Below are 25,420 nucleotides of genomic sequence, written 5' to 3' on the forward strand. Positions count from 1 at the left end.
CTGCAGGGGGGACCCTGTGGGAGAGTAGGACACCGCCGAACAAATTTTAGGAAAGGCCCACGCCGTTACGGCGTGGGCCTTTCTGCGTTTACGGGCAGGGCCGGCTAGAACGTCACGTCTACCGTGGCGACCGTGCCGCCCTTTCGGCCGGGGGCCTCCTGCCACTGCCAGTAGAGGTTCGTGTGCGAGATGACCTGTTCCGGGGCCGGCGCGCCGTACGCGGTGAGGTCCTCCGTGGTGTGGGCGTCGCCGACCAGGGTCGCGTCGTAACCGCGGACCATCGCTCCGTGCAGGGTGGAGCGGATACAGGCGTCGGTCTGGGCGCCGGTGACGACCACACGGCCCACGCCGTGGTCGGCCAGGACGGACTCCAACTCGGTGTCCTCGAAGGAGTCACCGTAGCGTTTGTGGATGAGGGGCTCGGTGGCTTCCTCGCGGGTGAGTTCCGGGACGTACTGCCAAGCGGCACTGTCCGGCTTCAGTTCGTCGCTGGCGTGCTGGACCCAGATCACCGGGACCGCCGCGGAACGGGCCTTGGCGATCAGGGTGTTGATGTTGGCGATGACCTCGTCGCGGTTGTGGGAGCTGTCCACCACTCCGTTCTGCACATCCACGATCAGCAGGGCGGTGTTCGGGCGGTTCGGCAGAGTCGTCATGGCGTCCACAGTAGGCGGCGGCACTGACAGCGGGCCCTGTGTGAGCGTCGTAAACGAGGTGAGCGGGGCCGTCGTGGGCGGCTACCGTGGCCTCTATGAGTGCGATGACCAGCGGTGATTACGTTGTTCGTGCGATACGGGCCGAGGAGTGGGAGGCCGTGAAGCGGTTGCGGCTCGTCGCGTTGCGGGACCCGGTGGCGGACATTGCGTTCCTGGAGAGCTATGAGGACGCGCTTACCCGGCCGGACTCCTTCTATCAGGAACGGGCCGCGAGGTCGGCCCAGGAGCCCAGCGGTGCACGGCAGTTCATCGCCGAGACGGCGGACGGGGAATGGGCCGGGAGCGTGACCGTGCTCGTCGAGGAGGCCGGGTCGACGGACTGGGCCGGCGCTCCGGTCGAGCGGCGCCAAGGGCATCTGGTCGGGGTGTTCGTGCGGCCCGAGCACCGTGGGAGCGGGCTGCTCAAGGCACTGTTCGACGCCGGTGTGGCATGGGCGCGGGAACAGGGTGCCGAGCGGGTCCGGCTGCTGGTGCACGAGACGAACGCGCGGGCCCAAGCGGCATACCGCAAGGCGGGATTCGTGCCGAGCGGGGTACTCGTGCCGTTCGTCAAGGACGAGGCGGAGAACGAGGTGGAGTTCGTTCTGGAGTGGCCGTCCCGGGCACGCGCCTAGACGGGCAGTTCCCGGTGGGGCCAGCGGGAGCGGGCCTGTTCGTGGGAGCGGAGCAGGGCGAGGGTCGGCAGGCCCTGCTCGACGCCGGTGGCGAGCAGGTCGGGCAGCTGGGGGAGCGGGGCCACGGCTGCGACGTCGTCCAGGACCAGGGTCAGTGGTGGGTCGAGCCGACCGGAGGATGACCGTTCGGCCATGCGCCGGCCGCGCTCGACCACGCTGGAGACGAGGGCCGTCAGGAGGGGCATCGCGCCGGGGTTGGTCCTGGGGTCCTCGATGGATTCACCGACCACATAAAGCGTGCCCCCTTCGGCCACGAAGGAATCCAGGGCGAGCGCGTCGGATCGGTTGGGTGTGCAGGCCTCGCGGATGTTGACCGTGAAGAGGGCGGCGAGTGCCCGGGCCGTCAGCTCCTGTGCGATGTCCCGGCGTTCAGGGTGCGAGGTGAGGGCGGCTTCGAGTTCGCCGGCCGCGCCGGGGGCCGCCTTCGGGTGGGTGCGGAGGGTGCGTACGGCGTCCTGGACGCCGGTGCCCTGCGCCCAGCGGTGGACGTGGCGGATCGTGCGGTGCTCCAGGGCGGCGGCGTGCAGGTAGCTGCGCAGGAGTGTTTCGGCCGTGTCGGTGACCGCCTGGTCGATCTTGGCGGTGGGTTTCACGGGGGTGAGGAGTGCCTGGGCGCGCAGGACCGCGGTCTGCTTGTCCTCGCAGTCGGCCGTGGGGGACCAGTGGAAGCGGGCCGGGGTGTCGCAGAGATGGTTCGGGTCGTAGAGGAGGACCGGGCCGAGTTTGGCGCGGGCGTCCTTGGTGTCGGACCAGAGGGCGGGGTTCGAGGTGACGGTGACGGTCGGGCCGGCCGCGTCGCGGATGGCCTGGGTCGCGATGGTGTGGCGGGTGTCTCTGGGGGCGATGTGGATTTTCGTCCACCCGCCCACCTGGTCGCCGCTGGCAGCGGGGTGCGCGTAGAAGCCCGCGGGAGCCGCGCCGGCGTGAACTCCAGCCGCGTGTTCGACTCCCGCTGCGGGGACCGTTGACTCAAGGACGGTCGTCTCCGGGGCGATCGTCTCCGGGGCGATCGTCTCGTGGAGGGTCCGTGTCTGCCTGGGTTCCGGTCCGATGCGGGGTTCCGGTTCGATGCGGGGTTCCGGGACCGGCGTTGTCGCAACCCCGAGCTTCTCCGCCGTCCGTCTTCTTCTCCCCGCCCGCCATCTCGCCACCGTCCCCATCACGAAGACCGTCAGGACCAGCAGGATCATCAGCTGGCCGATGAACAGGCCCCAGAACAGGCCCCATCCCGACAGCTGGGCCGACGGTGTGTCGGGCCAGGCGCCTGTGATGTCGTGCGGTTCGCCGATGAGGTGGCGCATCGCAGGCGGGGTGTGGGACAGGTTGACGGTCGACGGCCAGGCGCCGTTCGAGAACCAGGCTGCCAGGCCGGTCGCCGTCCACACCATTACCGTGATGCCGAGCAGGAACGCGAGTATGCCGATCAGCAGGCCGTCGGGGATGCCGCCGCCGCTCTGCTGTTCACGCTCCTGCCGGGGGTCCGGTCTCACGATCGGGTCCTCCCTACGCCACCGTCGATTCCGAGTCGCCGAGGTGCTGTTCGACGAAGGCCGCCGCCCGCTGTTCCGCCTCCAGTTCGGCGGCGCGCAGGGCGTCGTCGGCGGCGGCGAGATGGTCGGCGGACGACTCGGTCATCGCGCGGTCCGTGAAGACGAGCGGGCGTTCCGTCTCGGTGATCAGGTGCTTGACCACCTGGACGTTGCCGTTGACGTCCCAGACGGCGATGCCGGGGGTGAGGGTGGGGATGATTTCCACCGCCCAGCGTGGGAGGCCCAGCACCCGGCCGGTGGCGCGGGCTTCGTCCGCCTTCTGGGCGTAGATCGTCCGTGTCGACGCCATCTTCAGGATCGCCGCCGCCTCCTTCGCCGCCGCGCCGTCGACGACGTCGGAGAGGTGGTGGACGACCGCGACGAAGGAGAGGCCGAGCCGGCGGCCGAACTTCAGCAGGCGCTGGAAGAGCTGCGCCACGAAGGGGCTGTTGATGATGTGCCAGGCTTCCTCGACCAGGAAGATGCGCTTCTTGCGGTCGGGGCGGATCCAGGTGTGCTCCAGCCACACGCCGACGATCGCCATCAGGATGGGCATGGCGATGGAGTTGCGGTCGATGTGGGAGAGGTCGAAGACGATGAGGGGGGCGTCGAGGTCGATGCCGACCGTGGTCGGGCCGTCGAACATGCCCCTCAGGTCGCCGTCGACCAGGCGGTCCAGGACCAGGGCCACGTCCAGGCCCCAGGCGCGTACGTCGTCTATGGCGACGTTCATCGCCTCCGCGGACTCCGGTTCGGGGTGCCGTAGCTGCTCGACGATGTCCGTCAGGACGGGCTGGCGGTCCAGGATCGTCTCGTTGACGTAGGCGTGGGCGACCTTCAGGGCGAAGCCCGCGCGTTCGTCGAGGCCGTGGCCCATCGCCACTTCGATGATGGTGCGGAGCAGCGCGAGCTGGCCCGTCGTCGTGATCGACGGGTCCAGGGGGTTCAGGCGGATGCCGTGGTTCAGGGCCGCCGTCGGGTCGAGCCGGATGGGTGTTATCCCCAGCTCTTCCGCGATGAGGTTCCACTCGCCGACGCCGTCCTCGCCCTGGGCGTCCAGGACGACGACCTGGCGGTCGCGGAACCGCAGCTGCCGTAGGACGTAGGTCTTCTCCAGGGCCGACTTGCCGTTGCCGGACTCGCCGAGGACCAGCCAGTGCGGGGCCGGGAGCTGCTGGCCGTAGAGCTGGAACGGGTCGTAGATGTAGCCCTTGCCGGAGTACACCTCGCGGCCGATGATCACGCCCGAGTCGCCCAGGCCGGGGGCGGCCGTGGGGAGGTAGACCGCCTGGGCCTGGCCGGTGGAGGTGCGGACCGGGGAGCGGGTCGTCTCGACCTTCCCGAACAGGAAGGACGTGAAGGCTTCGGTGAGGACGGACAGCGGGTCCCTCATCAGCGCATCAGCCTCTACCTTCGGATTCCGGTGGCGAAGGGAAGTGTGTTCACGAAGGCGCGGTGGTGCTCACGGTCGCACCACTCCAGTTTCAGGTACGACTTTCCGGCGGAGGCCCTTATCGTGCGCTTGTCGCGGTTGAGGGCCTCCGGGGTACGGGAGGAGACGGTGATGTAGCCGACCAGGTTGACGCCGGCCGCGCCACTGGCCAGGTCCTCGCCGCGCTGGTCGAGACGGTTGTGGGCGGCGATGTCGCGGGGGTCGACGGTCCGGTTCATCTTGGCGGCGCGGGACGCCTCCGCCTCGTCGTTGGTCTTCTCCGTGAGCATGCGCTCGATGGCGACCTCGGTGGGTTCGAGGTCCATGGTGACCGCCACCGTGCGGATGACGTCGGGGGTGTGGACGAGCAGGGGCGCCAGGAAGTTGACGCCGACCGGGGTCATCGGCCACTCCTTCACCCAGGCCGTGGCGTGGCACCAGGGCGCGCGGGTGCTCGACTCACGGGTCTTCGCCTGGAGGAACGTCGGCTCCATGGCATCCAGTTCGGCCGGCCAGGCGTTGCGCTGGGTCATCGCCTGGATGTGGTCGATGGGGTGGTCCGGGTCGTACATGGAGTGGATGAGGGAGGAGAGACGGCCCTGGCCGAGGGGCTGGCGGACACGGATGTCCGCCTCCTGGAGGCGGGAGCAGATGTCGGTGAGCTCGCGGGCCATGACGACCGCGAGACCGGCGTCGCGGTCCAGCTTGCGGCCGCCCTGGGGGCGGGCCGCGCGGGCCATCGCCTGGGCCTCGGCGGCCAGTTCGCGGGAGTAGTGCATACAGGCGACGAGGTAGGCGCGGTGCTGCTCGCTGCTGGTGGAGACCATGGACTGGAGCTGGTCGTAGGAGCGGGACAGCCAGTCCGGGGCCTTCTCGTCGCCGCGCTGGGCGACGTCCTTGGCGTGGGCGTCGGGGTCGGCGGGGAGGGTGCGGGCGAGCATCTGGAGGCGGGTGACGAACCCGTCGCCGTTGGCCACGTGCTTGAGGAGGGTGCCGAAGCGGTCGACGAGGGCTTCCTGGTCCTCGGAGTCGCGCAGGCCGACGCCGGGCCCCTCGATCTCGATGGCGGCGGTGACGGTCTTCCGGTCGGCGTGCAGGAGCACGGCGATCTCGTCCGGGCCGAACGGGGCGGCGAGCCAGCTGATCCGGCCGATACCGGGTGGCGGACCGATCTCGACCTCGCGGCCGTCGATCCGGGTGCCGGCCTCGGCGGCCGCGGAACGGTAGACCGTGCCCTGGCGGAGCGTCCGCTTGAAACTGCGGTTGATCTCGAACCACTTGTAGAACGTGCGGCGCTTGTACGGCACGTAGACCGCCGCCAGCGCGAGCAGCGGGAAGCCCATGAGGAGCACGATCCGCAGGGAGAGGACCGGGACGAGGAGCCCGCACATCATGCCGAGGAACGCGCCCGCGATGATCAGCACAATCTCGCCGGATTCACGGTTCCGGCCGACGATCGCGTTCGGCCGGGCGCGGCCGATCAGATACGTACGGCGGGGCGTGACCGGATGGGACAGATGGGACTCGGTCGTCAACGCCCTTCACCTCCCGAGCTGTTGTTGCGGGTGTTGCCTGCGTGCGGGGTGTTCATCGGGCTGGGCGCGCGGGGCGCGGGTGCGGCGGAGGGGACAGATCCGCCGCCACCACCACTCGGGGTGCGCGTGCTGTGCGCGGCGACGCCGCCCGAGGCCGGGTTGGACGGGCGCGCACCGGAGGAGGCGGGGGCCTGGCCTCCGCCGCCTCCGCCGTTGTTGTCGGCGCGGGCGCTGTGCGTCCTGATGCCCTGGGCGACCAGGTTCGCGGGGCTGCTGATGACGGCGGCGGCCTTGCCCTCGGCGCCCTGCATGATGCGGTTGTTGCGGCCGGCCGCGATCTCGTCGCCGAAGCCGGGGACGAAGCGGTAGATCATCGCGCTGGCGAAGATGGCGAGCAGGATGATGGCGAGGCCGGAGACGACGGCGGAGAAGGCGTCGGGGCCGCCGTCGGAGGACAGGGCACCGGCGAGGCCGAGCACTATCACGATGACCGGCTTGACGAGGATGACGGCGATCATGATGCCGGCCCAGCGGCGGACGTGGCCCCACAGGTTCTTGTCGACGAGGCCGGCGTAGACGACGGTGCCGAGGAGGGCGCCGACGTAGAGCAGGGCGGCCCTGATGACGAGCTCCAGCCACAGGACGCCGGCGGCGAGGATGCTGACCAGGGAGACGACGATCAGCATGATCGGGCCGCCGCCGATGTCGTCGCCCTTGCTGAGGGCGCCGGAGAACGTGCCGAAGAACGTGTCCGTCTGGTTGCCGGTGGTCTTGGCGAGGACGTCGGTGACGCCGTCGGTGGCCGATACGACGGTGTAGAGGATGAGGGGCGTGAAGGCGGACGCCAGCACCGTCAGCCAGAGGAAGCCGATGGCTTCGGAGATGGCGGTGCTGAGGGGGACCCCGCGTACGGCCCGCTTGGCCACGGCCAGCAGCCACAGGAGGAGGGTGAGGATCGTCGAGGCGGCGAAGACGACGGCGTACTGCTGGAGGAACTTCTCGTTGGTGAAGTCGACGTTCGCGGTCTCCTTCACGGCGTCGCTGAGCTTGTCGACGGTCCAGGAGGCGGCCTTGGCACAGCCCTGGGCGAGCGAGGAGAGGGGGTCGAGGGTGGAGGTGAGGGGGTCGGTGGTGGAGCCACTGGTGCTGCCGCCGCTGCCTTTCTCGCAGTAGTCCTTCGCGGGGCCGATCAGCAGGCCGCAGGAGTCGCTGCTCGACGAGGCGGAGGGCGACGGCGAGGGGGTGGAGGACGGAGACGGGGCCGCCATGGCGCGGGTGGCCAGCAGCACCAGCGTGGTCTGTACGGCGGTCAGCATGCCGGCGAGCTTGAGTGCGCGGCGCGGGCTACCGGGCATAAGTGAACCCTCCGTACTGCTCGACTGCGTTGCTGATCTCGTCGGATGGGGCGGCCTGATCGTCACCGGGAACCGGCGCCGGTCCGTCCGTCTGCGTGTCCGCGCTGATCTTCCAGTCGCCGCCGGTCCACTGGAGGTCGAAGGTCCAGGTCTTCCAGGTGGTGGTCACGGGGTTGGTCGAGGAGCTGCCCGACATGCCGATGAGCCCCATGTACCAGACGGCGACCTTGGCGCTGCTGTCGCTGTACTGCTCGGCCTTGGTCCCCACCGGCACCGTGCGTGAGACGAAGGTGCTGCCCTGCGGCGGATTCCCGTTGGCGTCCAGGCCCATCTTGCTCAGGAAGTCCGCCGAGTATGCCGAGTCCATGGCGTTCTGGAGACTGTTCGCCGAGGACGACGTGTAGAGGCCGGTGACGATCCGGTGCCGGTTGTCCTTGTTGAACATGCCGGTCGAGCCCAGGGTCACCGCGTAGTTCGCCGCCGCGCTCTGCGCCCCCTGTGAACTGTGTGCGAACCCGGTCGGGATTCCCTCGCCGCTCTTCGTCTCCACCGGCTTCGTGCCGCTCGCCGCCGTTGACGAAGTTGTCGGCTGGCCCCCGCTGCCGCTGCCGCTGCCCCCGTTGCCCGTGGCGGACGACGAGTCCCCGTCCCCGCCCCTGTTCGCGAAGGCGATCGCCGCGATGAGGAGGACGACCACGCCGACGACGGTGACCAGGCTTCTGGAGGAGGAGCGGCCGCCGCGGCGGGACGCGCCGCCGTACGGGTCGGTCTCGGGCAGGCGGGTGCGGGTGTGGCCCGTATCCGAGTAGCCGGGCTCGTCTCCGAGGCTCATGCCGCGTACTCCCCCTCCACGTCGTACCGGAACGCGTAGCAGTACGACGGTAGCCGTGCTGGTTCCCGCGCGGGCGCGGTGTGGTGACTCGACATCAGGGAAACGCAACCTCGGAGCGGGGGAAAGGGAGGTGCAGATTGGCTAGACGGCCATGCCGTACACGATGGTGAACAGGGTGCCGAGTGAGCCGATGATGAAGACTCCGGTCAGTCCGGCGATGATGAGGCCCTTGCCCTGTTCGGCGCTGAAGGTGTCGCGGAGGGCCGTGGCGCCGATGCGCTGTTTGGCGGCGCCCCAGACGGCGATGCCGAGGCAGAGCAGGATGGCGACGGCCATGACCACCTGGATCATCGTCTTCGCCTCGTTGCCCAGGCTGCCGAAGGGGCCCCAGTCCGGAGCGATCCCGCCGATGATGGTGTTGATGTCTCCCTTGTCGGCCGCATAGAACACGTAAGTCACCGCCCCTGGTGGGTAGTTCCGTTCGCCCCTGCCGGGTGCAGAGGTCACGCATCATTCTCGCCGAAAACGTCGCCGGAGTATGTCGACTTGACGTCATCGATTGGCGGGTTTCGTACGAAAGGCTCGTCCGGTCACTCTGTGTATCACGGCAGGTCACGCCGGGCAATGAGGCCTGAGCGGAACCTGTCGTGTGGTTCCGTCGTTGACCCCCTCTATGACCTGGCACGTTTGATGACGGCCGGTCGGGTGAGGGGTCGAGACGATGTTCTCACGGTAGTCATGGCGAAATGGCCAGTGGGCCCCGGCACCGGCCGGGGCCCACTGGCTTCCTGAGGTCGTGTCAGCCCGCGAAGGCCGTGACGCCCTCCGGGGTGCCCCAGCCGGTCGGACCGTCGTAGCCGGTCGTGGCGGTGCAGTAGTACGAGGTGGTGCAGGTGCCGTTGTTGCCGCTGGTCACGTCGTTGAGGTACGAGGTGCCTGCGTAGCTGTACGGGAACTTGGCCGGGTAGGAGCCGCTGGACGGGGTGCCGGCGAGGGCGTAGACGCCGGCGATGATGGGTGCGGAGACGCTGGTGCCGCCGAAGGTGTACCAGCCGGCGGTGACGCCGTAGGAGTCGTAGACGGAGACGCCGGTCGCCGGGTCGGCCACCGCGGAGACGTCGGAGATCATGCGCTTGGTGCAGGTGGTGTCGGTCTGCCAGGTGGGCTTGGCGTCGTAGGCGGAGCAGCCGGAGCCGGTGCCCTCGGTGCTCGACGTCTTCCACACCGTCTCGGTCCAGCCGCGGGTGGTGGAGGAGGTGGCGAGCTTGGTGCCGCCGACCGAGGTGACGTACTTGGAGGCGGCCGGGTACTCGGCGCCGTAGCCGCTGTCACCGGCGGAGACGGTGATGGCGACACCCGTGTGGTTGAAGTACGAGGAGTCGTACGAGGTGTCGGACGAGGACTCGCTGCCGCCGTAGCTGTTGGAGACGAATTTGGCGCCCAGGGTGACCGCCTCGTTCACGGCGGTGCCCAGGTTGGCCATGGTGGCGCTGGTCGCCTCGACGAGCAGGATCTTGCAGTTCGGGCAGATCGCGGAGGCCATGTCGAGGTCGAGGGAGATCTCCTCGGACCAGCCGGCGTCGGACGAGGGCAGGGAGGTCGTCGAGCCGGTCTGGCTGACCTTCTTGAAGCAGCCGTTGGCCGTGGTGCAGGCGGAGAGGCCGTAGTACGAGCGGTAGGTCGCGAGGTCGGTCTCGGCGTTGGGGTCGTTGTACGCGTCGACGATGGCGATGGTCTCGCCGGAGCCGTTGGAGGCGGCGGCGGAGGTCAGGCCGTAGGCCGCCCGGAGGTTGGTCGGGCTGTAGCCGGAGGGGGTGGACGCGTCGGCGGCCTTGGGGGTGATGCCGGTCTTGGCGGCCTGCTGTTTCTGGGCGGCGGTGAGGCCGCCGGTGACGCGGTAGGAGTTGCAGGCGAGTTCACCCGTGTGCTTGGGGGTGGCACAGGGGGTCGCGGTGTAGGTCACCTTGGCGGAGGAGGCGGAAGGTGCCGCGTCGGCCTGGACGGCGGTGCCGAATCCGGTGAGCAGCAGTGCGGCCGTGGCCGCCGCCGCTGTGCCGAGTCGGCGCCAGCTACCGCGTATGGAGGATCTGTTGGGGGGAGTGGAACGCATGCGTGCAGCCTCCTGAGTTCCGGTACGGGGGTGGGAACAGGGGCGGTGCGGGTGCGATCTGGTGAGACCTCGGGCGTGGTGGTGAGACCTCGGGCGTGGTGGTGCGACCTCGTGCGTGGTGGTGCGACCTCTTGCGTGGTGGTGCGAAAGACCGTCGGTGCGGGTTCCCCGGCGGTCGGGCGGCGGCCCGCGATGAGAATCCTTTGTTGAGTACGCGACAACAAGAGGCTTCAGGAATCATGACTTCCGCATTGCCGAACGGGGCCTTCGCGTGACCCGTCGATGGCCGCCCGTTGTCCTGCGGGTGGCGGGCGCTTGACTCGACTCACAGGCGGTTCAAGGGAGTTACCAAGGTGCCGGGAACGCGAAAAACGGGTCACGGCCGGCTGCCGTGACCCGTTTCCCTTTCTGTGCCGCCGAGGGGACCCCACGTCCCCCTCACGGTGGCGGCTCCCCGTGACCCGACGGGGAGGTCGTGCCGGGGCCTAGCCGGTGAAGGCGTCGGTCCCTTCCGGAGTGCCCCAGCCTGTCGGGCCGTCGTAGCCCGACTTGGCGGTGCAGAAGTACGACGTGGAGCACGAGCCGTTGGATCCACTCGTCACGTCGTTCAGGGCGGAGGTGCCGGCCGCCGCGTACGGGTACTGGGCCGGGTAGTCGCTGCTGCCCGGGGTGCCGGCCAGGGCGTAGACCGAGGCGATGATCGGCGAGGAGGCGCTGGTGCCGCCGTAGGTGTTCCAGCCGGTGCCGTCGGCGCCGTAGGAGTCGTAGACGGAGACGCCGGTGGCCGGGTCGGCGACCGCGGAGACGTCGGCGATCATGCGCTTGGTGCAGGTGGTGTCGGTCTGCCAGGTGGGCTTGGCGTCGTAGGCGGAGCAGCCGGAGCCGGTGCCCTCGGTGGAGCTGGTCTTCCAGATGCTCTCGGTCCAGCCGCGGCTGGTGGAGGAGGTCTTGAGGGCGGTGCCGCCGACGGCGGTCACGTAGCGGGAGCCGGCCGGGTACTCGGCGCCGTAGCCCTCGTCACCGGCGCTCGCGGTGATGGCCACGCCCGCGTGCTTGTAGTACGAGGTGTCGTACGACGTGTCCGACGACGACTCGGCGCCGCCGTAGCTGTTGGAGACGAACTTGGCGCCCAGCTTGACGGCCTCGTTCACCGCGGTGCCCAGGTTGGCGTCGGAGGCGGACTTGGCCTCGACGAGGAGGATGTTGCAGTTCGGGCAGGTCGCGCTGACCATGTCGAGGTCGAGGGACTCCTCGCCGGCCCAGCCGCTGTCGGCGGAGGGGAGCGAGGTCGTGGAGCCCGTCTGGCTGACCTTCTTGAAGCAGCCGTTGTCGGTGGTGCAGTCCGACAGACCGTAGTACGACCGGTAGGTGGCCAGGTCCTCCTCGGCGTTCGGGTCGTCGTACGCGTCGACGATCGCGACGGTCTCGCCCGCGCCGTTCGAGGAGGCGGCGGAGGTCAGGCCGTAGGCCGACTGGAGGTCCGAGGGGCCGTATCCGGTGGGGGAGTCGGACGCGGCGTTCGGCTTGACGGTCTTCGGCGTCACGCCCTTGAGCGCGGCCTGCTTCTCCATGAAGGCGGTGGTGCCGCCGGTGACCCGCAGGGCGTCGCACGCGGCGAAGCCCTTCTTCGGGGTGGCGCCGCAGCCGGCCTTCTCGTACTGGACATGGGCCTTGGCGACCTGGGCGGCGACGGCCTTGGCGCTGACCTCGTGGGCCGTGGTGGCGGTGGCCGCGGTGGCGTGCGCCGCGGTGCCGAGCCCGGCGACGAGCAGGGCGGCGGTGGCCGCGACTGCCGAGCCGGCGCGGCGCCATCTGCCGCGTATGTGGGGGGTGTCGGGGGTGGTCGTACGCAACGTACAGCCTCCTGGAAGAGGGGGGAGAGAGGCCTGCGGGTGGGGGCCACCGGTGTGGTTGCCGGTGGGGGCGGCGGCCCGCGACGACCATCCCGTTGTTGGGTACGCGACAACAAGATGGGTTTCGGAATCCTGACTTCCGCGTTACTGAAGGGCGGCCCGGGGTTACTGATCATTGGGCCGTGGATGGCCGGAAGTTGGGGTCCGGTTGACCTGGGGGCGCCGCCGGCTGCGGCTCAATGCGCGTTGATCGGGGCGTACCGATCCCTCAGCGGGGCTTCAGGCCGTGCAGCAGGAGATGGACGTGTTCGTCCAGGCCGGCCAGTGCCTCGTCCGCCGGGAGTGTGCAGTTGGCGACCAGGGCGGCCAGGCCGTGGATGGTGGACGCGGCGACGAGCGTGATGCGCTCCGGGTCGCCGTCGACGATCTCGCCCCGCTGCTGGGCGTCGGCGAGCAGCCGCACGAAGGAGCCCAGGGAGCGGTCGACCGCCTCGGCCAGCGGCGTGGAGATGTCCGGGTCGTGCTTGCGGGAGAACATCAGCTCCAGCAGTTCCGGGTTCTCGACGGCGAACGTCAGATAGGTCCGGGCGAGCGTGACGATGCGCGATTCGAGGGGGGCGTCCGGATCGTCCGCCGACTCCAGGCCCAGGTTGAGACGGCCGTACCCGCTCAGTGCGAGCGCGTCCAGCAGCGCCTGCTTGTCCTTGAAGTGCCGGCCGGGGGCGGCGTGGCTCACCCCGATGTCGCGGGCCAGTTCGCGCAGGGACAGTGCGGCGGCGCCCTTCTCGCGCAGGGTGCGTTCGGCGCCGGCGAGCAGGGCGGCGCGCAGGTCTCCGTGGTGGTAGGGGCGGCTTCGCGGCATGGGCGTCATCGTAACCCTGATGTTGGCGTCGCCATCTTTGTTGTCATTGACAGCATTGTTGTCGACGCCTACATTGACGGGCATGGCGAAGAAGACCGGCACATGGAACGCATCCGACCTCCCCGACCTCTCCGGCCGTACCGCCGTGGTCACCGGCGCCAACAGCGGCATCGGCTTCACCGCCGCGGACGCGCTGGCCCGGTCCGGCGCGCATGTGGTGTTCGCCGTACGGGACCCGGAGCGCGGGCGCGCGGCCGCCGCGCGGGTGAGCGGCAGCACGGAGGTGCGCCGCCTGGACCTGGCCGACCTGGCCTCGGTACGGGAGTTCGCGGCGGGCTGGGACCGGCCACTGGACCTCCTGATCAACAACGCCGGCGTGATGATGCTCCCGGAGCGGTCCACCAGGGACGGCTTCGAGATGCAGTTCGGCACGAACCACCTGGGGCACTTCGCGCTGACGAACCTGCTGCTGCCGTACCTCGAGGACCGGGTGGTGACGGTCTCCTCCGGGCTGCACCGCGGCGGCGTGATCCGCTTCGACGACGTCAACCTGCGCGGCACCTACCACCCCAGCCGCGCCTACGCCCAGTCCAAGCTGGCGAACCTCCTGTTCACCCTGGAGGTCCAGCGCCGGCTGACGGAGGCAGGCTCCCCGGTCCGCGCGCTGGCCGCCCACCCCGGCTACGCGGCCACCAACCTGCAGAGCCACACCGCCAACCCGCTCGCCCGGCTCGGCATGCGCCTCGGCAACCTGCTCGTCGCCCAGGACGACCGCGGGGGCGCGCTCCCCACGCTGTACGCGGCGACCCAGGATCTGCCCGGCGCCAGCTACGTCGGCCCGAGCGGCCGCGGCGAGATGCGGGGCGCGCCGGCGCTGGTGGGCCGTAGCGCGGCGGCGAGCGACCCGGTGGCGGCCCGCAGGCTGTGGACGCTGTCGGAGGAGATGACGGGGGTGACATGGCCGCTCGGGGCCGAGGCCGTGTGACCGCCGCCCGGCGCACCGCCGCCCGGTACGCCGCCGTCCAGGACACCGTCTCTCGTACCCGGACGCCCGTCGGGCTGTCCGGGCCACGGGCCAGACGATCGCGGTGGACGGCGGGATGACCACGAGGTTCTGAACGCGGGCGTGGTTCACGGAGAAATCTCAGTGAAGCAGGGAACCGTTTCTCACCTTTGTGGGAGACAGTGGGCGCTGATGAAGCGCACCTCACGCATCTCTTCCGTCTCGCGCCGTCTCGCGCTCGCCGCGGCGGTCGTGCTTGCCGCCACCTCGGCCTCCGTGGCGGCCGCCGACGACGGGCCCGGGCCGTTCGGGGTGACCGCGGTGGTCGGGCCGACCGCGGAGAGCGCGCGGGTCGGGGCGCTGTTCACCGCCGACCGGGCCGGGAGCCTGGCCGGCCACCACTTCTGCACCGCCTCCGTCGTGCACAGCCCGCGGCGGGACCTGATCGTCAGCGCCGCGCACTGCGTCGACGGGGACGACGCCACGGGGCTCGTCTTCGTGCCGGGGTACCGGGACGGGCAGGCGCCCTACGGGGTGTGGAAGGTGGGGAGGCGGTATCTGCCCGACGGGTGGGCGAAGGGGCAGGACGAGGACAGCGATGTCGCCTTCGCCGTCGTGGACGAGTTGGGCGGCAAGCCGGTCGAGGAGGTGACCGGCGCCAATCGGTTCGCCAGTGGCGTGGCCACGGGGGCCACCGCCGTCACCGTCACCGGATATCCCGACTCCCGTGAGGTGCCCGTCAGTTGTACCAACAAGCCCGTCGCCCACAGCGCCACGCAGCAGCGGATCGACTGTCCCGAGTTCACGGGCGGAACCAGCGGGAGCCCCTGGGTGAACGGCGACCATCAGGTGGTCGGGGTGCTGGGCGGCCACGAGCAGGGCGGTTCGACCGCCGACACCTCCTACAGTGTCGTGCTCGGGAGCGAGGCCGGCGAGCTGTACAAGGACGCCGTAGGCGGGTGAGACGGCGTCATGTGCGCCGTCTTGCTGTGAAATAGCGCCACTCTCGGCCGAAATGGCGTTGAACAGCCCTGACATGGGGGAGGGTTGGGGCGTGCGGAAAGTATGGGTGATCGGCGGCGCGGCGGTCGGGCTCGGGCTGAGCTTCGTCATGCTGCTCGTCGTCGGGGTGTACGTCGTCGCCGGCAACCTGCTGGGCGGCGCCGGCGGTGCCACCAGGGCGCTGGCCAAGGGAGCCGTGCCGGCCGCCTACTCCACACTCGTGCAGAAATGGGGCAATCTCTGCTCCGCCATCAACCCGGCCCTGCTCGCCGCGCAGCTCTACCAGGAGAGCGGGTTCAACCCGAAGGCGCAGAGCGCGGCGGCCGCGCAGGGGATAGCTCAGTTCATCCCAGGGACCTGGGCCACCCACGGCATCGACGGCGACGGCGACGGGGACCGCGACGTCTGGGACCCGAATGACGCGATTCCATCGGCCGCCTCCTACGACTGCCAGCTCGCCTCGTACGTCAAGGACGTCCCCGGCAACATCTCCGAGAACATGCTCGCCGCCTACAACGCGGGCGCGTACGCGGTCATCCAGTACAAGGGTGTGCCGCCGTACAAGGAGACCCAGAACTACGTCAGGACGATCACCACCCTCGAGGACAGCTTCGCCGCACCCGTCAGCCGGCTCTCCCCGACCAAGCAGGCCGCCGGCGCCATCGAGTACGCCCAGAACAAGCTCGGCACCCCCTACCTCTGGGGCGGCAACGGCACAGCTCAGGAAGGCGGCCGGTTCGACTGCTCGGGGCTGACCAAGGCGGCGTACGCGAGTGTGGGGATCACGCTGCCGCGCGTCGCCAACGATCAGTACAACGCCGGTCCGCACCCCTCGCGCAAGGAACTGCTCCCGGGGGACCTGGTCTTCTTCTCCACCGACCTCTCCAACTCCCGCGCCATCCACCACGTGGGGATCTATGTCGGTGGCGGATACATGATCGACGCGCCCTACACCGGGGCGGTCATCCGGTTCGACCCCATCGACGGCGCCGACTACTTCGGGGCCACCCGGGTCACCGAGGATGGCGCGAAAGCGTTGCCCACCTCGGTGTGAACGGAGCGTATAACCCACCCCCTGAGCTGGGGCTTTGTGTCTCTCTTCGATAACGTCTGCGTGATCATTCGGTGGAACCTGGAACGTAGTGATGGGGACCGTGCGTTCCTGTTGACGTAGCCGACCACGGGGGTGGCAGCGAGCGGCGCACATGAGGTGCGTCCGGGACGACGACGAAGGGGCCGCAGGCACGATGGCTGTACTCGCCGAATCCGGATCCAACCCCGACGTCGACCTGCTCTACGACATCAACGGCCTGGCCAAGGACGCACCGCACTGGTTCGACCGGGCCGTGGAGCTCGTCGGGGAGTACGGGCTGCTGGTCACGATGGTGCTGCTGGTGGTGGGGTGCTGGTGGTCCGTGCGGCGCCGGGGGGACGCGGACGCCGCGGCCACGACGGCCGCGCTGGTGTGGACGCCGCTCGCCGCCGCGATCGCCGTCCTCGTGAACATCCCCATCCGCGGGTTCGTCGAGCGGCCGCGGCCGTTCCTCACCCACCAGGGGATCGACGTCCTGGTCTCCGGCAAGACCGACTACTCGTTCGTGAGCGACCACGCGACGATCACCATGGCCCTGGGGGTCGGGCTCTTCGTCGCGAACCGGAGGTTCGGGCTCGCCGGGATAGGGCTGGCGCTGGTGGAGGGGTTCTGCCGGGTGTACATGGGCGTGCACTACCCGACGGACGTGGTGGGCGGCTTCGCGCTGGGTACGGCGGTCGTCCTGCTCCTCTCCCCGCTGGCCACGGCTGTGCTGACGCCGGTGATGAAGGCGGTGGAGGGGTCGCCGAGGGTGGGCTGGATCGTGCGCAGGCGGTCGGCGACGGTGGGTGTGGTGCCGGGGGCTCGTACGCCGATGGACCCTGAGGAACGAGACCTGGCGGCGTAGCCGGGGGGAGGGACTGCGCGACCGGCCCCCGCCGGCCCGCAGGCGCTCACCGCGCCGAGCCCCCCTCCCTACAACCCCTGCGGAGAAGAGAAGAACCGATTCGGGTCGTACTGCTTCTTCACCTTGCCCAGCTTCGTCACGGCGTCGCCGTAGTACGCCTTCTTCCAGTCGGCCAGCGTCGGGTCCGTGTAGTTCTGGTACGCCGCGCCGGAGGCGTACGGCTTCATCGCCGTGTGCGCCCCGTTCAGCCACGTCTGGCCCGTACCGCCGGAGGCACCCGCTCCCCACGACACTATGTACTGCGCCAGCATCCGCGACCGCCGGTGCACGAACGCCGTCGCCGTCGGGGAGACCCGGTTCACCGCCCCGCCCAGCGCCGTGAACGTGATACTCCCCGCGCCGCCCCGCACCGCGCCGATCTGCTTCAGGGCCGTCTGGATGCCGGCCGCCGAGAGCGAGCGGTCGAAGAAGTCGGAGCGGGCCGCGTAGGTCTCCCGGCCCAGCTTGCCCGACGTGGAGCGGCCCGGCGTGGAGCCGGGCAGGTGGCACTGCGCCTGGGTGGAGAAGGAGGAGCAGCCGGCGTAGATCTCCATCGCCTCCTCGTAGCCGTGGCGGCGCAGCGAGACGGAGGAGGCGTTGGCGCCCGCCTTGTGGGCGAGGGCGTCCACCGCGTTCTGGAGTTCGCCGTACGTGCCCATCGAGAAGCAGGCCACCGCGATGCGGGGTGTGCCGCCGGAGCCCTCCAGGTGGAGGGAGGACCAGATCTCGTCCGGCTGCGAGGGGCCCCACTCCTGCCAGGCCTTGAAGACCTGCGCCGCCTTCGCCCACGGCCAGGTCAGGTACGCGGTCACGGCCTGCGGGGTGGGGTGGGTCTTGAACTGCAGCTCGGTCACGACGCCGAAGTTGCCGTTGCCGGCCCCGCGCAGTGCCCAGAAGAGGTCCTTGTTGGTGCTCGCGTCGGCGACCACCTGCGTGCCGTCCGCCGTGATCAGTGTCGCCCGGGTGAGGCTGTCGCAGGTCAGGCCGTACGCGCGGGACGCGACCCCGTGGCCGCCGCCGAGGACCAGGCCGGACACGCCGACGGTGGGGCAGGAGCCCGCCGGGATGGTCACGCCCTTGGCCGCGAGACCCCGGTAGACGTCGATCAGCTTGGAGCCGGCGCCGACGACCGCCGTGCCGCCGCTGACCCGGATGCGGTTGAGCTTGGAGACGTCGAGGATCAGGCGGCCGTCGCCCGAGGAGTAGCCCGCGTAGGAGTGGCCGCCGTTGCGGATCGAGATCTTCAGACCATGGGCCTGGGCGTACGACAGCGTGGTGCGGATGTCGTCCGCGTGGGCCACGTACGCCACCGCGGACGGCTTCAGTCCGTCGAAGCGGGTGTTGTAGAGCTGGTGGGCCGTCGTCCAGCCGCCGTCGCCGGGGCGGACCAGGGTGCCGTCCAGGGCGTGGGCCAGGGCGGTCCAGTTGGCCGCGGCCGCTGCGCTGGTCGTCTTCAGTGCCGTACGAGAGGATGTGGACGCGAGTGGCGCGCCGGTGGTGTGGGATGCGGTGGCGCCGCCGGAGCTGCACCCCGTCAGTGCGGTCGCCGTGAGGGCGGCCGCCCCGCCCGATATGAAGGTACGCCGTTCCATGCCCGTGCCTTTCGTCGGCTTTCATGGGACGAGACGGCGTCCGTCGCACACGGGTTCCCGTGCGGTGTAACGAACGCTGTGACGTCGTAACGGCTGTGATGGCGAACGGCGAAGAAATGTTCGCGTAACCCGGCAGTCGGAACCTGTGCGTGCCCTCACCGTGAGCGTTCCGTGACCTAACCGGGTCGACGGCAGGGGTTCACCCTCCGTTTACCTATGGCCATCGGCGGCTTCACCTGTTCTGCCTAATTTCGGCCGTACCCGATGCGGTGAGCGGTCCTGAATGCCCAGTCAGGAGGCCCTCACCCCATCACGACTACTTCGCACGCCGCCGAAGGTGGCGCCTCTGGAAGGAACTCCCGAAAGTGAAGCTTCAGCGCAAGAACCGGCTGCGCGCCCTGTCTCTCGGTGCTGTCGCTGTCTCCGGCGCCCTGGCCCTGACGGCGTGCGGCTCGGACGACAACGGTGGCGGCAGCGGTTCGAGCACCTCCTCGGCCTCCGCGAACGCCGGCTCCATCAAGTGCGACGACGCCAAGGGCCAGCTGCTCGCCGACGGCTCCTCCGCGCAGAAGAACGCGATCGACGCCTGGGTGAAGTCCTTCTCCCAGGCCTGTGGCGTGCAGATCAACTACAAGGGCTCCGGCTCCGGCGCCGGTGTGACCGCCTTCACGCAGGGCCAGGTCGCCTTCGCCGGTTCCGACTCCGCGCTGAAGCCGGAAGAGGTCACCGCCTCCAAGAAGATCTGCTCCGGCGGCCAGGGCATCGACCTCCCGATGGTCGGCGGCCCGATCGCTCTCGGTTACAACGTCCCGGGTGTCGACAACCTGGTCCTGGACGCGCCGACGATCGCCAAGATCTTCGACAGCAAGATCACCAAGTGGAACGACGCGGCGATCAAGAAGCTGAACCCCGACGCGAAGCTCCCCGACCTCAAGATCCAGGCGTTCCACCGCTCGGACGAGTCGGGTACGACGGACAACTTCACCAAGTACCTGATCGCCGCCACCCCGGACAACTGGAAGTACTCCGGCGGTAAGGCCTGGCAGGCCAAGGGCGGCCAGTCCGCTCCGCAGTCCGCGGGTGTGGCCCAGCAGGTCAAGCAGACCTCCGGCGCCATCGGCTACTTCGAGCTCTCCTACGTCGCGGACGGCGTCAAGGCCGTCTCCATCGACACGGGCGCCAGCAAGCCGGTCGCCCCGTCCACCGAGTCCGCCACCGCCGACATCGCGGCCGCCAAGATCGTCGGCACCGGCAAGGACCTGGCGCTGCAGCTGGACTACAAGACCAAGGCCGAGGGTGCGTACCCGATGACCCTGGTCACCTACGAGATCGTCTGCGACAAGGGCAACAAGGCCGACACCCTCCCGGCGACCAAGGCGTTCCTGCGCTACATCGCCTCCGAGGACGGCCAGAAGGTCCTCTCCACGATCGACTACGCGCCCGTCCCCGACGACATCATCACCAAGGTCCGCTCCACCATCGAGGGCCTCAGCTAAAGATCCGCGAGTGCGGCCGAGTTCCGTGAGGAGCCCGGCCGCACCGTCCGGTGCACCGCCGCCCGGAGCCGTACGCCCACAAGCCGGGGTGTACGGCGCCCGGAGCCGTACGCCCACAAGCCGGGGCGTACGGCTCCTCCGAGCCGCCCCTCAGGACGGCTCCGCAGACCGGAGAACCCGATGGACATATCCACGCAGACGACAGACGCCTCTCCCCCCACGCCACAGCCCGGCACGGCCGAGCAGAAGCGCAACGCCCGCGGTGCCACCCGCGCAGGTGACCGGGTCTTCCTCGGTCTCTCCCGCGGATCCGGCATCCTGCTCCTGGTGATCATGGCCGCGATCGCGGTCTTCCTCACCTACCGTGCCGCCCTCGCGATCAGCCGCGACCACGGCAACTTCCTCACCACGTTCGAGTGGAACACCAACCTCATCCCGCCGACCTTCGGCATCGCGGTCCTGGCCTTCGGCACGGTCGTCTCCTCGATCATCGCCATGGCCATCGCCGTCCCGATCGCCGTCGCGATCGCGCTGTTCATCACGCACTACTCGCCGCGCAGGCTCGGCGGCACCATCGGCTATGTGATCGACCTGCTCGCCGCGGTGCCGTCCATCGTGTACGGCCTGTGGGGCGCGCTGGTCCTGGTACCGCACATGACCGGCCTGTTCGGCTGGCTCGACAAGTACTTCGGCTGGACCGGGATCTTCTCCTGGGACGGCGGTGCCCCCCGCTCGATGCTGACCGTCGGCATCCTGCTCGCGATCATGATCCTGCCGATCATCACCAACGTGAGCCGCGAGGTCTTCCGCCAGGTCCCGCAGATGCACGAGGAAGCGGCACTCGCTCTCGGCGCCACGCGCTGGGAGGTCATCCGCATGTCGGTGCTGCCCTTCGGCCGCTCCGGCGTGATCTCCGCCTCCATGCTCGGCCTCGGCCGCGCGCTCGGCGAGACGATGGCCGTCGCCACCGTGCTCTCCCCGGACTTCGACATCCACGCCAGCCTGCTCAACCCGGGCGGTGGCACCTTCGCCCAGAACATCGCCAGCAAGTTCGGTGAGGCGACGGATGACGGCCGTGACGCGCTCATCGCGTCCGGTCTGGTCCTCTTCGTCATCACGCTGCTGGTCAACGGCGCGGCCCGCTACATCATCCAGCGCCGCGCGGAGTACTCGGGGGCCAACGCATGAGCACCGCAGCAGTCAAGCGCCCCAGCACCCTGCAAGGCGCCACTCTCCCCAAGTGGTCCCCCTACGCCATCCTCGGCGGGTCCATCGTCCTCGGCGTGGTCATCGGCCTCGTCGGCGGCCTGGACAGCAAGATCCAGTGGGGTCTGATCGCCGCCCTCCTCTACGTCCTCGGCACCTACGGCATCGCCGCCCGGGTCGAGGGCCGCCGCCAGGCGAAGGACCGGGTCGCGACCTCGCTCGTCTGGGTCGCCTTCATCATCGCCGTCATCCCGCTGGTGTCCCTGATCTGGGTGACCATCTCGCGCGGTGTGAAGGTCCTGGACCTCTACTTCCTCAGCCACTCCATGGGTGTGGTCGCCGACGCCCAGCCCGGCGGTGGTGCCTACGCGGCCATCATCGGCTCCCTGGAGCAGGTCGGCCTCGCCACCCTGATCGGCGCTCCGATCGGCATCCTCACCGCGATCTACCTCGTCGAGTACGGCCGCGGCCGGCTCGCCAAGGCGGTCACCTTCTTCGTGGACGTGATGACGGGTATCCCGTCGATCGTCGCGGGTCTGTTCATCCTCAGCCTCATGCTGATCTTCGACATGCAGCCCTTCGGCTTCGCCGGATCGCTCGCCCTGGCCATCCTGATGATGCCGGTCGTGGTCCGCTCCACCGAGGAGATGCTCAAGCTCGTCCCCAACGAGCTGCGCGAGGCCTCGCTGGCCCTGGGCGTGCCGAAGTGGCGCACCATCCTGAAGGTGGTCCTGCCGACCTCCATCGGCGGTATCACCACCGGTGTCATGCTGGCCATCGCCCGTATCGCGGGCGAGACCGCGCCGGTGCTGCTGCTGGTGTTCGGCAACCCGTTCATCAACAACAACCCCTTCGAGGGTGCGCAGTCGTCGCTGCCGCTGTTCATCTACCAGCAGTACGCGAACAGCGCCGGTGCCAGCGCGGGCTACGACCGTGCCTGGGCGGCCTCGCTCACGCTGATCGCCTTTGTGATGATCCTGAACCTGATGGCCCGCGGCATCGCCCGCTGGAAGGCCCCGAAGACCGGTCGCTGACCGGCCTACAGCGACCGACTCCCTGGAAGTGAAGAAGTAATGTCCAAGCGAATCGACGTGAGCGGGCTCACCGCTTACTACGGCTCCCACAAGGCCATCGAAGACATCTCGATGAACATAGAGCCGCGCACCGTCACGGCGTTCATCGGCCCCTCCGGCTGCGGCAAGTCGACGTTCCTGCGCACGCTCAACCGCATGCACGAGGTCACCCCCGGCGGCCGTGTCGAGGGCAAGGTCCTCCTCGACGACGAGAACCTCTACGGCGCCGGTATCGACCCCGTGTCGGTGCGCCGCGAGATCGGCATGGTGTTTCAGCGTCCGAACCCCTTCCCCACGATGTCGATCTTCGACAACGTGGCCGCGGGTCTGAAGCTGAACGGCAACTACAAGAAGAGCCAGCTCAACGACATCGTCGAGAAGTCGCTCAAGGGCGCGAACCTCTGGAACGAGGTCAAGGACCGCCTGAACAAGCCGGGCTCCGGCCTCTCCGGTGGTCAGCAGCAGCGTCTGTGCATCGCCCGCGCGATCGCCGTCGAGCCGAAGGTGCTGCTCATGGACGAGCCCTGCTCCGCCCTCGACCCGATCTCCACCCTCGCCATCGAGGACCTGATCGGTGAGCTGAAGGAGCGCTTCACGATCGTCATCGTGACGCACAACATGCAGCAGGCCGCGCGTGTCTCCGACCGCACCGCCTTCTTCAACCTGGCCGCCGTCGGCCAGCCCGGCCGGCTGATCGAGATCGACGACACGGAGCGCATCTTCTCCAACCCGTCGGTCCAGGCGACCGAGGACTACATCTCCGGCCGCTTCGGCTAGGCCGGAACCGACCCCTCGCGGTGCTGCATGGCGGTGCCACCGCGAGGATGCAAAAGGGCCCGCCCCTGGCTCCCGGGGGCGGGCCCGTATGCGTGTTCCGGCGGCATCCGGCGGCGGGCGTTCACACCGTTGTTCACACCCTGTGGACGGGGAAGACGACCGGTTCCGCTCCCGAGCCCAGCAGCTTGTCCACAGCCTGTTCGACCGCCCGGGGGCCGGTCAGCCCCATGGTCTGCGCCAGCCGCCGCCAGGTCACCGCGTCCGGGCGGCCGCCGGGTTCGCCCGGGTACGGCCGCCCGGACGCGGGCTCGTCGACGCAGGCGTGCGGCACCAGGGCGAGGGGCTCGTCCGCCGCGGCGAACCGGACCACCGAGGCCGCACTCCGGTCCACCGGCGCGACCTCCCCGTCCGGAAAGGTCGCCACGTTCCCCTCGAAGCCCAGCGCCCCCGCGCAGACCAACGCCAGGGCGTCCGAGCAGTCGTGCACGACGCAGGTGCCGAACTCCCGCGCGACGTCCTCCTCGACCCTCGTCCCCTCGGCCGAGGTCAGCCCGGACACGAACGCCCAGTAGTCCCCGGCCGACCCGGACCCCACCAGACAGACGGTGAAGTGCTCCAGCGGCGCGAGCAGCGCCTGCACGGCGTCCCCGGCGGGGCCGGGCGGCAGCAACCGCACCGCCGACCCGCAGGAACACCGGAACGGTCCGCCGACGGACACCACCTCGACGACCGGGTCGCCGAGCTCCCGCCGGAGCGCGGCCAGCACGTCGAGGACGGCCGCGGTGGGCAGCTCGTGATCCACCAGCACCAGCTCGACGGGCGCCGCGTACGCCGCCCGGACCCAGTCCAGGTCCAGCGGGAGCGCGCCGAGCAGAGCGGGGGTGACGCGTACGACACCCTCCTCGCCGTCGGCCGGCCCGCGCACGGCCCGGCCCTCGTCGCCGACGAGCACGACGGTCGACACCCGCTCCACGGCGCCCGGCCGCCGCGCTATCGCCGCGGCCACGAAGTCCCCGAGGCCGTTGCCGGCCATGACATGAATCGTCCCTGCCCTCAGACCCACCGAAGCCTCACTGGTCCCGTTCCGGAGCCGCACCGGGCGTACGACTTCCCGCCAGCCATGATCACACCGACAACGAACCACGGAGGAGAGGACCACGGCGGGGCGAGGGGCGTAGACGGAGGGTTGGGCAGCAGGTCGAGGGTGGGATGCGCAGGGCGAGGGCGAGGGCGGCGTGTGAGGGCGGCGGGCGACGGACGCCGGAGCGTACGGCGAGGGCTAGGGCGGAGAGCGAGCGGCGAGGCCGGCGGGTGCAGGGCGCAGGGCGACGGCGGCGGGTGCCGGGCCGGGGGAGCGAGGGGGACGGGGAGCGGCGGGGTGGTGGGTGTGGGCGCTACAGGAAAGCCAGGTCCACGAGGCCGAATGTCGCCGCTGCCACCAGGGCCGCCGCCGGCATCGTGATGAACCAGCCCAGGACGATGTTCTTGGCCACGCCCCAGCGGACCGCGTTCACGCGCTTCGTCGCGCCGACGCCCATGATGGCCGAGGTGATGACGTGGGTCGTGGAGACCGGTGCCTTGAAGAGGTACGCCGTGGTGAACATGATCGAGGCCCCCGTCGCCTCGGCCGCGAAGCCCTGCGGGGGGTCCAGCTCGATGATCTTGCGACCCAGTGTGCGCATGATGCGCCAGCCGCCCGCGTAGGTGCCGAGGGAGAGCATCACGGCACAGGCGATCTTGACCCAGGCCGGAATCGCGTCGCCGTACGTCGCATGGCCGGAAATCACCAGTGCCATCACGACGACGCCCATCGTCTTCTGGGCGTCCTGGAGACCGTGGCCGAGGGCCATGCCGGCCGCGGAGACGGTCTGGGCGATACGGAAGCCACGCTTGGCCTTGTGCGGGTTGGCGCGCCGGAAGATCCACATGATGGCCGTCATGACCAGGTAGCCGAGGACCAGGCCGACGACCGGCGACAGGAACATCGGGATGATGACCTTGTCGACGACGCCGTTCCAGAGGACCTCCGTGCCGCCCGCCAGGGCAGCGCCCACCAGACCGCCGAACAGGGCGTGGGAGGAGGACGAGGGCAGGCCGAAGTACCAGGTGACGAGGTTCCAGACGATCGCGCCGACCAGCGCGGCGAAGAGGATGCCCATGCCCCTGGAGCCCTCGGGCGTCTCGATCAGTCCCTCGCTGACGGTCTTGGCGACCCCGGTGCCGAAGAAAGCGCCGGCCATGTTCATCACCGCCGCCATGGCGAGAGCCGCCCGCGGGGTGAGCGCCCGCGTCGACACGGACGTCGCGATCGCGTTCGCCGAGTCGTGGAAGCCGTTCGTGTACGTGAAGAAGAGCGCGACCAGAATGGTCACGACGAGCGCGAAGGTGTCCATC

The 25,420-nt window shown here is 69.7% G+C and carries 22 protein-coding genes; 9 read left to right on the forward strand and 13 right to left on the reverse strand.

The window, feature by feature from the left end; all coding sequences use genetic code 11:
- Window positions 1-104: 104 nt before the first annotated feature.
- Window positions 105-656 carry an isochorismatase family protein gene (locus tag AB0N16_RS22440; protein ID WP_365799319.1) on the reverse strand — a complete coding sequence of 184 codons (552 nt, stop codon included), beginning with the start codon at window positions 654-656 and terminating at the stop codon, window positions 105-107.
- Between the two features lie 104 nt (window positions 657-760).
- Between AB0N16_RS22440 and AB0N16_RS22445 the strand changes: the two genes are divergently transcribed.
- Entirely contained in the window at window positions 761-1,330 is a 570-nt protein-coding gene (locus AB0N16_RS22445) for a GNAT family N-acetyltransferase (RefSeq protein ID WP_365799971.1), read from the forward strand.
- Here the strand turns inward: AB0N16_RS22445 and AB0N16_RS22450 are convergent.
- The 9 genes from AB0N16_RS22450 to AB0N16_RS22490 all read right to left on the reverse strand — a co-directional run bounded on the left by AB0N16_RS22450 (window position 1,327) and on the right by AB0N16_RS22490 (window position 12,907).
- A complete protein-coding gene (locus AB0N16_RS22450) occupies window positions 1,327-2,880 on the reverse strand; it encodes a type VI secretion protein (RefSeq protein ID WP_365799321.1) in 1,554 nt (517 codons plus the stop codon). The genes AB0N16_RS22445 and AB0N16_RS22450 overlap by 4 nt on opposite strands.
- 13 nt (window positions 2,881-2,893) lie before the next feature.
- Window positions 2,894-4,312, reverse strand: a complete 1,419-nt coding sequence (locus tag AB0N16_RS22455; RefSeq protein WP_365799323.1) for an ATP-binding protein — start codon at window positions 4,310-4,312, stop codon at window positions 2,894-2,896.
- A gap of 14 nt (window positions 4,313-4,326) precedes the next feature.
- Window positions 4,327-5,886: an SCO6880 family protein gene (locus AB0N16_RS22460; protein WP_365799325.1), complete on the reverse strand. Its 1,560-nt coding sequence runs from the start codon at window positions 5,884-5,886 to the stop codon at window positions 4,327-4,329.
- A complete protein-coding gene (locus AB0N16_RS22465; RefSeq protein WP_365799327.1) occupies window positions 5,883-7,241 on the reverse strand; it encodes a hypothetical protein in 1,359 nt (452 codons plus the stop codon). Before AB0N16_RS22465 ends, AB0N16_RS22460 begins: the two co-directional genes overlap by 4 nt.
- Window positions 7,231-8,073: a hypothetical protein gene (locus AB0N16_RS22470; protein WP_365799329.1), complete on the reverse strand. Its 843-nt coding sequence runs from the start codon at window positions 8,071-8,073 to the stop codon at window positions 7,231-7,233. Before AB0N16_RS22470 ends, AB0N16_RS22465 begins: the two co-directional genes overlap by 11 nt.
- Window positions 8,074-8,214: 141 nt before the next feature.
- A complete protein-coding gene (locus AB0N16_RS22475) occupies window positions 8,215-8,523 on the reverse strand; it encodes a hypothetical protein (protein WP_351328461.1) in 309 nt (102 codons plus the stop codon).
- 349 nt (window positions 8,524-8,872) lie between these two features.
- Window positions 8,873-10,183 (reverse strand): S53 family peptidase, encoded by a 1,311-nt coding sequence (locus AB0N16_RS22480; RefSeq protein ID WP_365799331.1) that lies wholly within the window; start codon window positions 10,181-10,183, stop codon window positions 8,873-8,875.
- Between the two features lie 485 nt (window positions 10,184-10,668).
- Complete coding sequence (locus AB0N16_RS22485; protein WP_365799333.1) at window positions 10,669-12,036, reverse strand: S53 family peptidase; 1,368 nt, start codon at window positions 12,034-12,036, stop codon at window positions 10,669-10,671.
- A 268-nt stretch (window positions 12,037-12,304) separates the two neighbouring features.
- Complete coding sequence (locus tag AB0N16_RS22490; protein WP_365799335.1) at window positions 12,305-12,907, reverse strand: TetR/AcrR family transcriptional regulator; 603 nt, start codon at window positions 12,905-12,907, stop codon at window positions 12,305-12,307.
- A 73-nt stretch (window positions 12,908-12,980) separates the two neighbouring features.
- On the opposite strand from AB0N16_RS22490, the gene AB0N16_RS22495 reads away from it, so the two are divergent.
- From AB0N16_RS22495 to AB0N16_RS22510, 4 genes are all read left to right on the forward strand, one after another.
- A complete protein-coding gene (locus AB0N16_RS22495) occupies window positions 12,981-13,883 on the forward strand; it encodes an oxidoreductase (RefSeq protein ID WP_365799337.1) in 903 nt (300 codons plus the stop codon).
- A 210-nt stretch (window positions 13,884-14,093) separates the two neighbouring features.
- Window positions 14,094-14,864 carry a trypsin-like peptidase domain-containing protein gene (locus AB0N16_RS22500; RefSeq protein ID WP_365799339.1) on the forward strand — a complete coding sequence of 257 codons (771 nt, stop codon included), beginning with the start codon at window positions 14,094-14,096 and terminating at the stop codon, window positions 14,862-14,864.
- Window positions 14,865-14,937: 73 nt separating this feature from the next.
- Window positions 14,938-15,957, forward strand: coding sequence for a bifunctional lytic transglycosylase/C40 family peptidase (locus AB0N16_RS22505; protein WP_365799341.1), 1,020 nt, complete (start codon window positions 14,938-14,940; stop codon window positions 15,955-15,957).
- Window positions 15,958-16,150: 193 nt separating this feature from the next.
- A complete protein-coding gene (locus AB0N16_RS22510) occupies window positions 16,151-16,843 on the forward strand; it encodes a phosphatase PAP2 family protein (RefSeq protein ID WP_365799343.1) in 693 nt (230 codons plus the stop codon).
- 68 nt (window positions 16,844-16,911) lie between these two features.
- Here AB0N16_RS22510 and AB0N16_RS22515 read toward each other — a convergent pair whose 3' ends face one another.
- Window positions 16,912-18,474, reverse strand: coding sequence for an FAD-binding oxidoreductase (locus AB0N16_RS22515; protein WP_365799345.1), 1,563 nt, complete (start codon window positions 18,472-18,474; stop codon window positions 16,912-16,914).
- A gap of 365 nt (window positions 18,475-18,839) precedes the next feature.
- Here AB0N16_RS22515 and pstS point away from each other — a divergent pair, with 365 nt between their 5' ends.
- The 4 genes from pstS (at window position 18,840) to pstB (ending at window position 23,026) form a co-directional block, all read left to right on the forward strand.
- The gene (gene pstS, locus AB0N16_RS22520) at window positions 18,840-19,970 is read left to right on the forward strand and encodes a phosphate ABC transporter substrate-binding protein PstS (RefSeq protein WP_365799347.1); all 1,131 of its coding nucleotides are present in this window, start codon (window positions 18,840-18,842) and stop codon (window positions 19,968-19,970) included.
- A 180-nt stretch (window positions 19,971-20,150) separates the two neighbouring features.
- The gene (pstC, locus tag AB0N16_RS22525) at window positions 20,151-21,158 is read left to right on the forward strand and encodes a phosphate ABC transporter permease subunit PstC (RefSeq protein ID WP_365799348.1); all 1,008 of its coding nucleotides are present in this window, start codon (window positions 20,151-20,153) and stop codon (window positions 21,156-21,158) included.
- Window positions 21,155-22,210 (forward strand): phosphate ABC transporter permease PstA, encoded by a 1,056-nt coding sequence (gene pstA, locus AB0N16_RS22530; RefSeq protein ID WP_365799350.1) that lies wholly within the window; start codon window positions 21,155-21,157, stop codon window positions 22,208-22,210. The genes pstC and pstA overlap by 4 nt, the downstream gene beginning before the upstream one ends.
- Before the next feature lie 39 nt (window positions 22,211-22,249).
- On the forward strand, window positions 22,250-23,026 hold the full coding sequence (pstB, locus tag AB0N16_RS22535) for a phosphate ABC transporter ATP-binding protein PstB (protein WP_351708834.1): 777 nt from the start codon (window positions 22,250-22,252) through the stop codon (window positions 23,024-23,026).
- A 133-nt stretch (window positions 23,027-23,159) separates the two neighbouring features.
- Here pstB and AB0N16_RS22540 read toward each other — a convergent pair whose 3' ends face one another.
- Both AB0N16_RS22540 and AB0N16_RS22545 read right to left on the reverse strand, forming a co-directional pair.
- A complete protein-coding gene (locus tag AB0N16_RS22540) occupies window positions 23,160-24,059 on the reverse strand; it encodes a hypothetical protein (RefSeq protein WP_365799352.1) in 900 nt (299 codons plus the stop codon).
- 361 nt (window positions 24,060-24,420) lie between these two features.
- Complete coding sequence (locus AB0N16_RS22545) at window positions 24,421-25,419, reverse strand: inorganic phosphate transporter (protein ID WP_365799354.1); 999 nt, start codon at window positions 25,417-25,419, stop codon at window positions 24,421-24,423.
- Window position 25,420: the final 1 nt, after the last annotated feature.

Origin of the sequence: Streptomyces sp. NPDC051105, from assembly GCF_040682795.1 — a bacterium.
Lineage (GTDB): Bacteria > Actinomycetota > Actinomycetes > Streptomycetales > Streptomycetaceae > Streptomyces.

Bases quoted from the DNA above. Each gene is read 5' to 3' on its own strand.
- AB0N16_RS22440 (WP_365799319.1), bottom strand. From the start codon at position 656: ATGACGACTCTGCCGAACCGCCCGAACACCGCCCTGCTGATCGTGGAT.
- pstA (WP_365799350.1), top strand. From the start codon at position 21,155: ATGAGCACCGCAGCAGTCAAGCGCCCCAGCACCCTGCAAGGCGCCACT.
- AB0N16_RS22445 (WP_365799971.1), top strand. From the start codon at position 761: ATGACCAGCGGTGATTACGTTGTTCGTGCGATACGGGCCGAGGAGTGG.
- AB0N16_RS22465 (WP_365799327.1), bottom strand. From the start codon at position 7,241: ATGCCCGGTAGCCCGCGCCGCGCACTCAAGCTCGCCGGCATGCTGACC.
- AB0N16_RS22500 (WP_365799339.1), top strand. From the start codon at position 14,094: ATGAAGCGCACCTCACGCATCTCTTCCGTCTCGCGCCGTCTCGCGCTC.
- pstC (WP_365799348.1), top strand. From the start codon at position 20,151: ATGGACATATCCACGCAGACGACAGACGCCTCTCCCCCCACGCCACAG.
- AB0N16_RS22480 (WP_365799331.1), bottom strand. From the start codon at position 10,183: ATGCGTTCCACTCCCCCCAACAGATCCTCCATACGCGGTAGCTGGCGC.
- AB0N16_RS22510 (WP_365799343.1), top strand. From the start codon at position 16,151: ATGGCTGTACTCGCCGAATCCGGATCCAACCCCGACGTCGACCTGCTC.
- AB0N16_RS22505 (WP_365799341.1), top strand. From the start codon at position 14,938: ATGGGGGAGGGTTGGGGCGTGCGGAAAGTATGGGTGATCGGCGGCGCG.
- AB0N16_RS22470 (WP_365799329.1), bottom strand. From the start codon at position 8,073: ATGAGCCTCGGAGACGAGCCCGGCTACTCGGATACGGGCCACACCCGC.
- pstB (WP_351708834.1), top strand. From the start codon at position 22,250: ATGTCCAAGCGAATCGACGTGAGCGGGCTCACCGCTTACTACGGCTCC.
- AB0N16_RS22540 (WP_365799352.1), bottom strand. From the start codon at position 24,059: ATGGCCGGCAACGGCCTCGGGGACTTCGTGGCCGCGGCGATAGCGCGG.
- AB0N16_RS22455 (WP_365799323.1), bottom strand. From the start codon at position 4,312: ATGAGGGACCCGCTGTCCGTCCTCACCGAAGCCTTCACGTCCTTCCTG.
- AB0N16_RS22515 (WP_365799345.1), bottom strand. From the start codon at position 18,474: ATGGAACGGCGTACCTTCATATCGGGCGGGGCGGCCGCCCTCACGGCG.
- AB0N16_RS22545 (WP_365799354.1), bottom strand. From the start codon at position 25,419: ATGGACACCTTCGCGCTCGTCGTGACCATTCTGGTCGCGCTCTTCTTC.
- AB0N16_RS22490 (WP_365799335.1), bottom strand. From the start codon at position 12,907: ATGACGCCCATGCCGCGAAGCCGCCCCTACCACCACGGAGACCTGCGC.
- AB0N16_RS22495 (WP_365799337.1), top strand. From the start codon at position 12,981: ATGGCGAAGAAGACCGGCACATGGAACGCATCCGACCTCCCCGACCTC.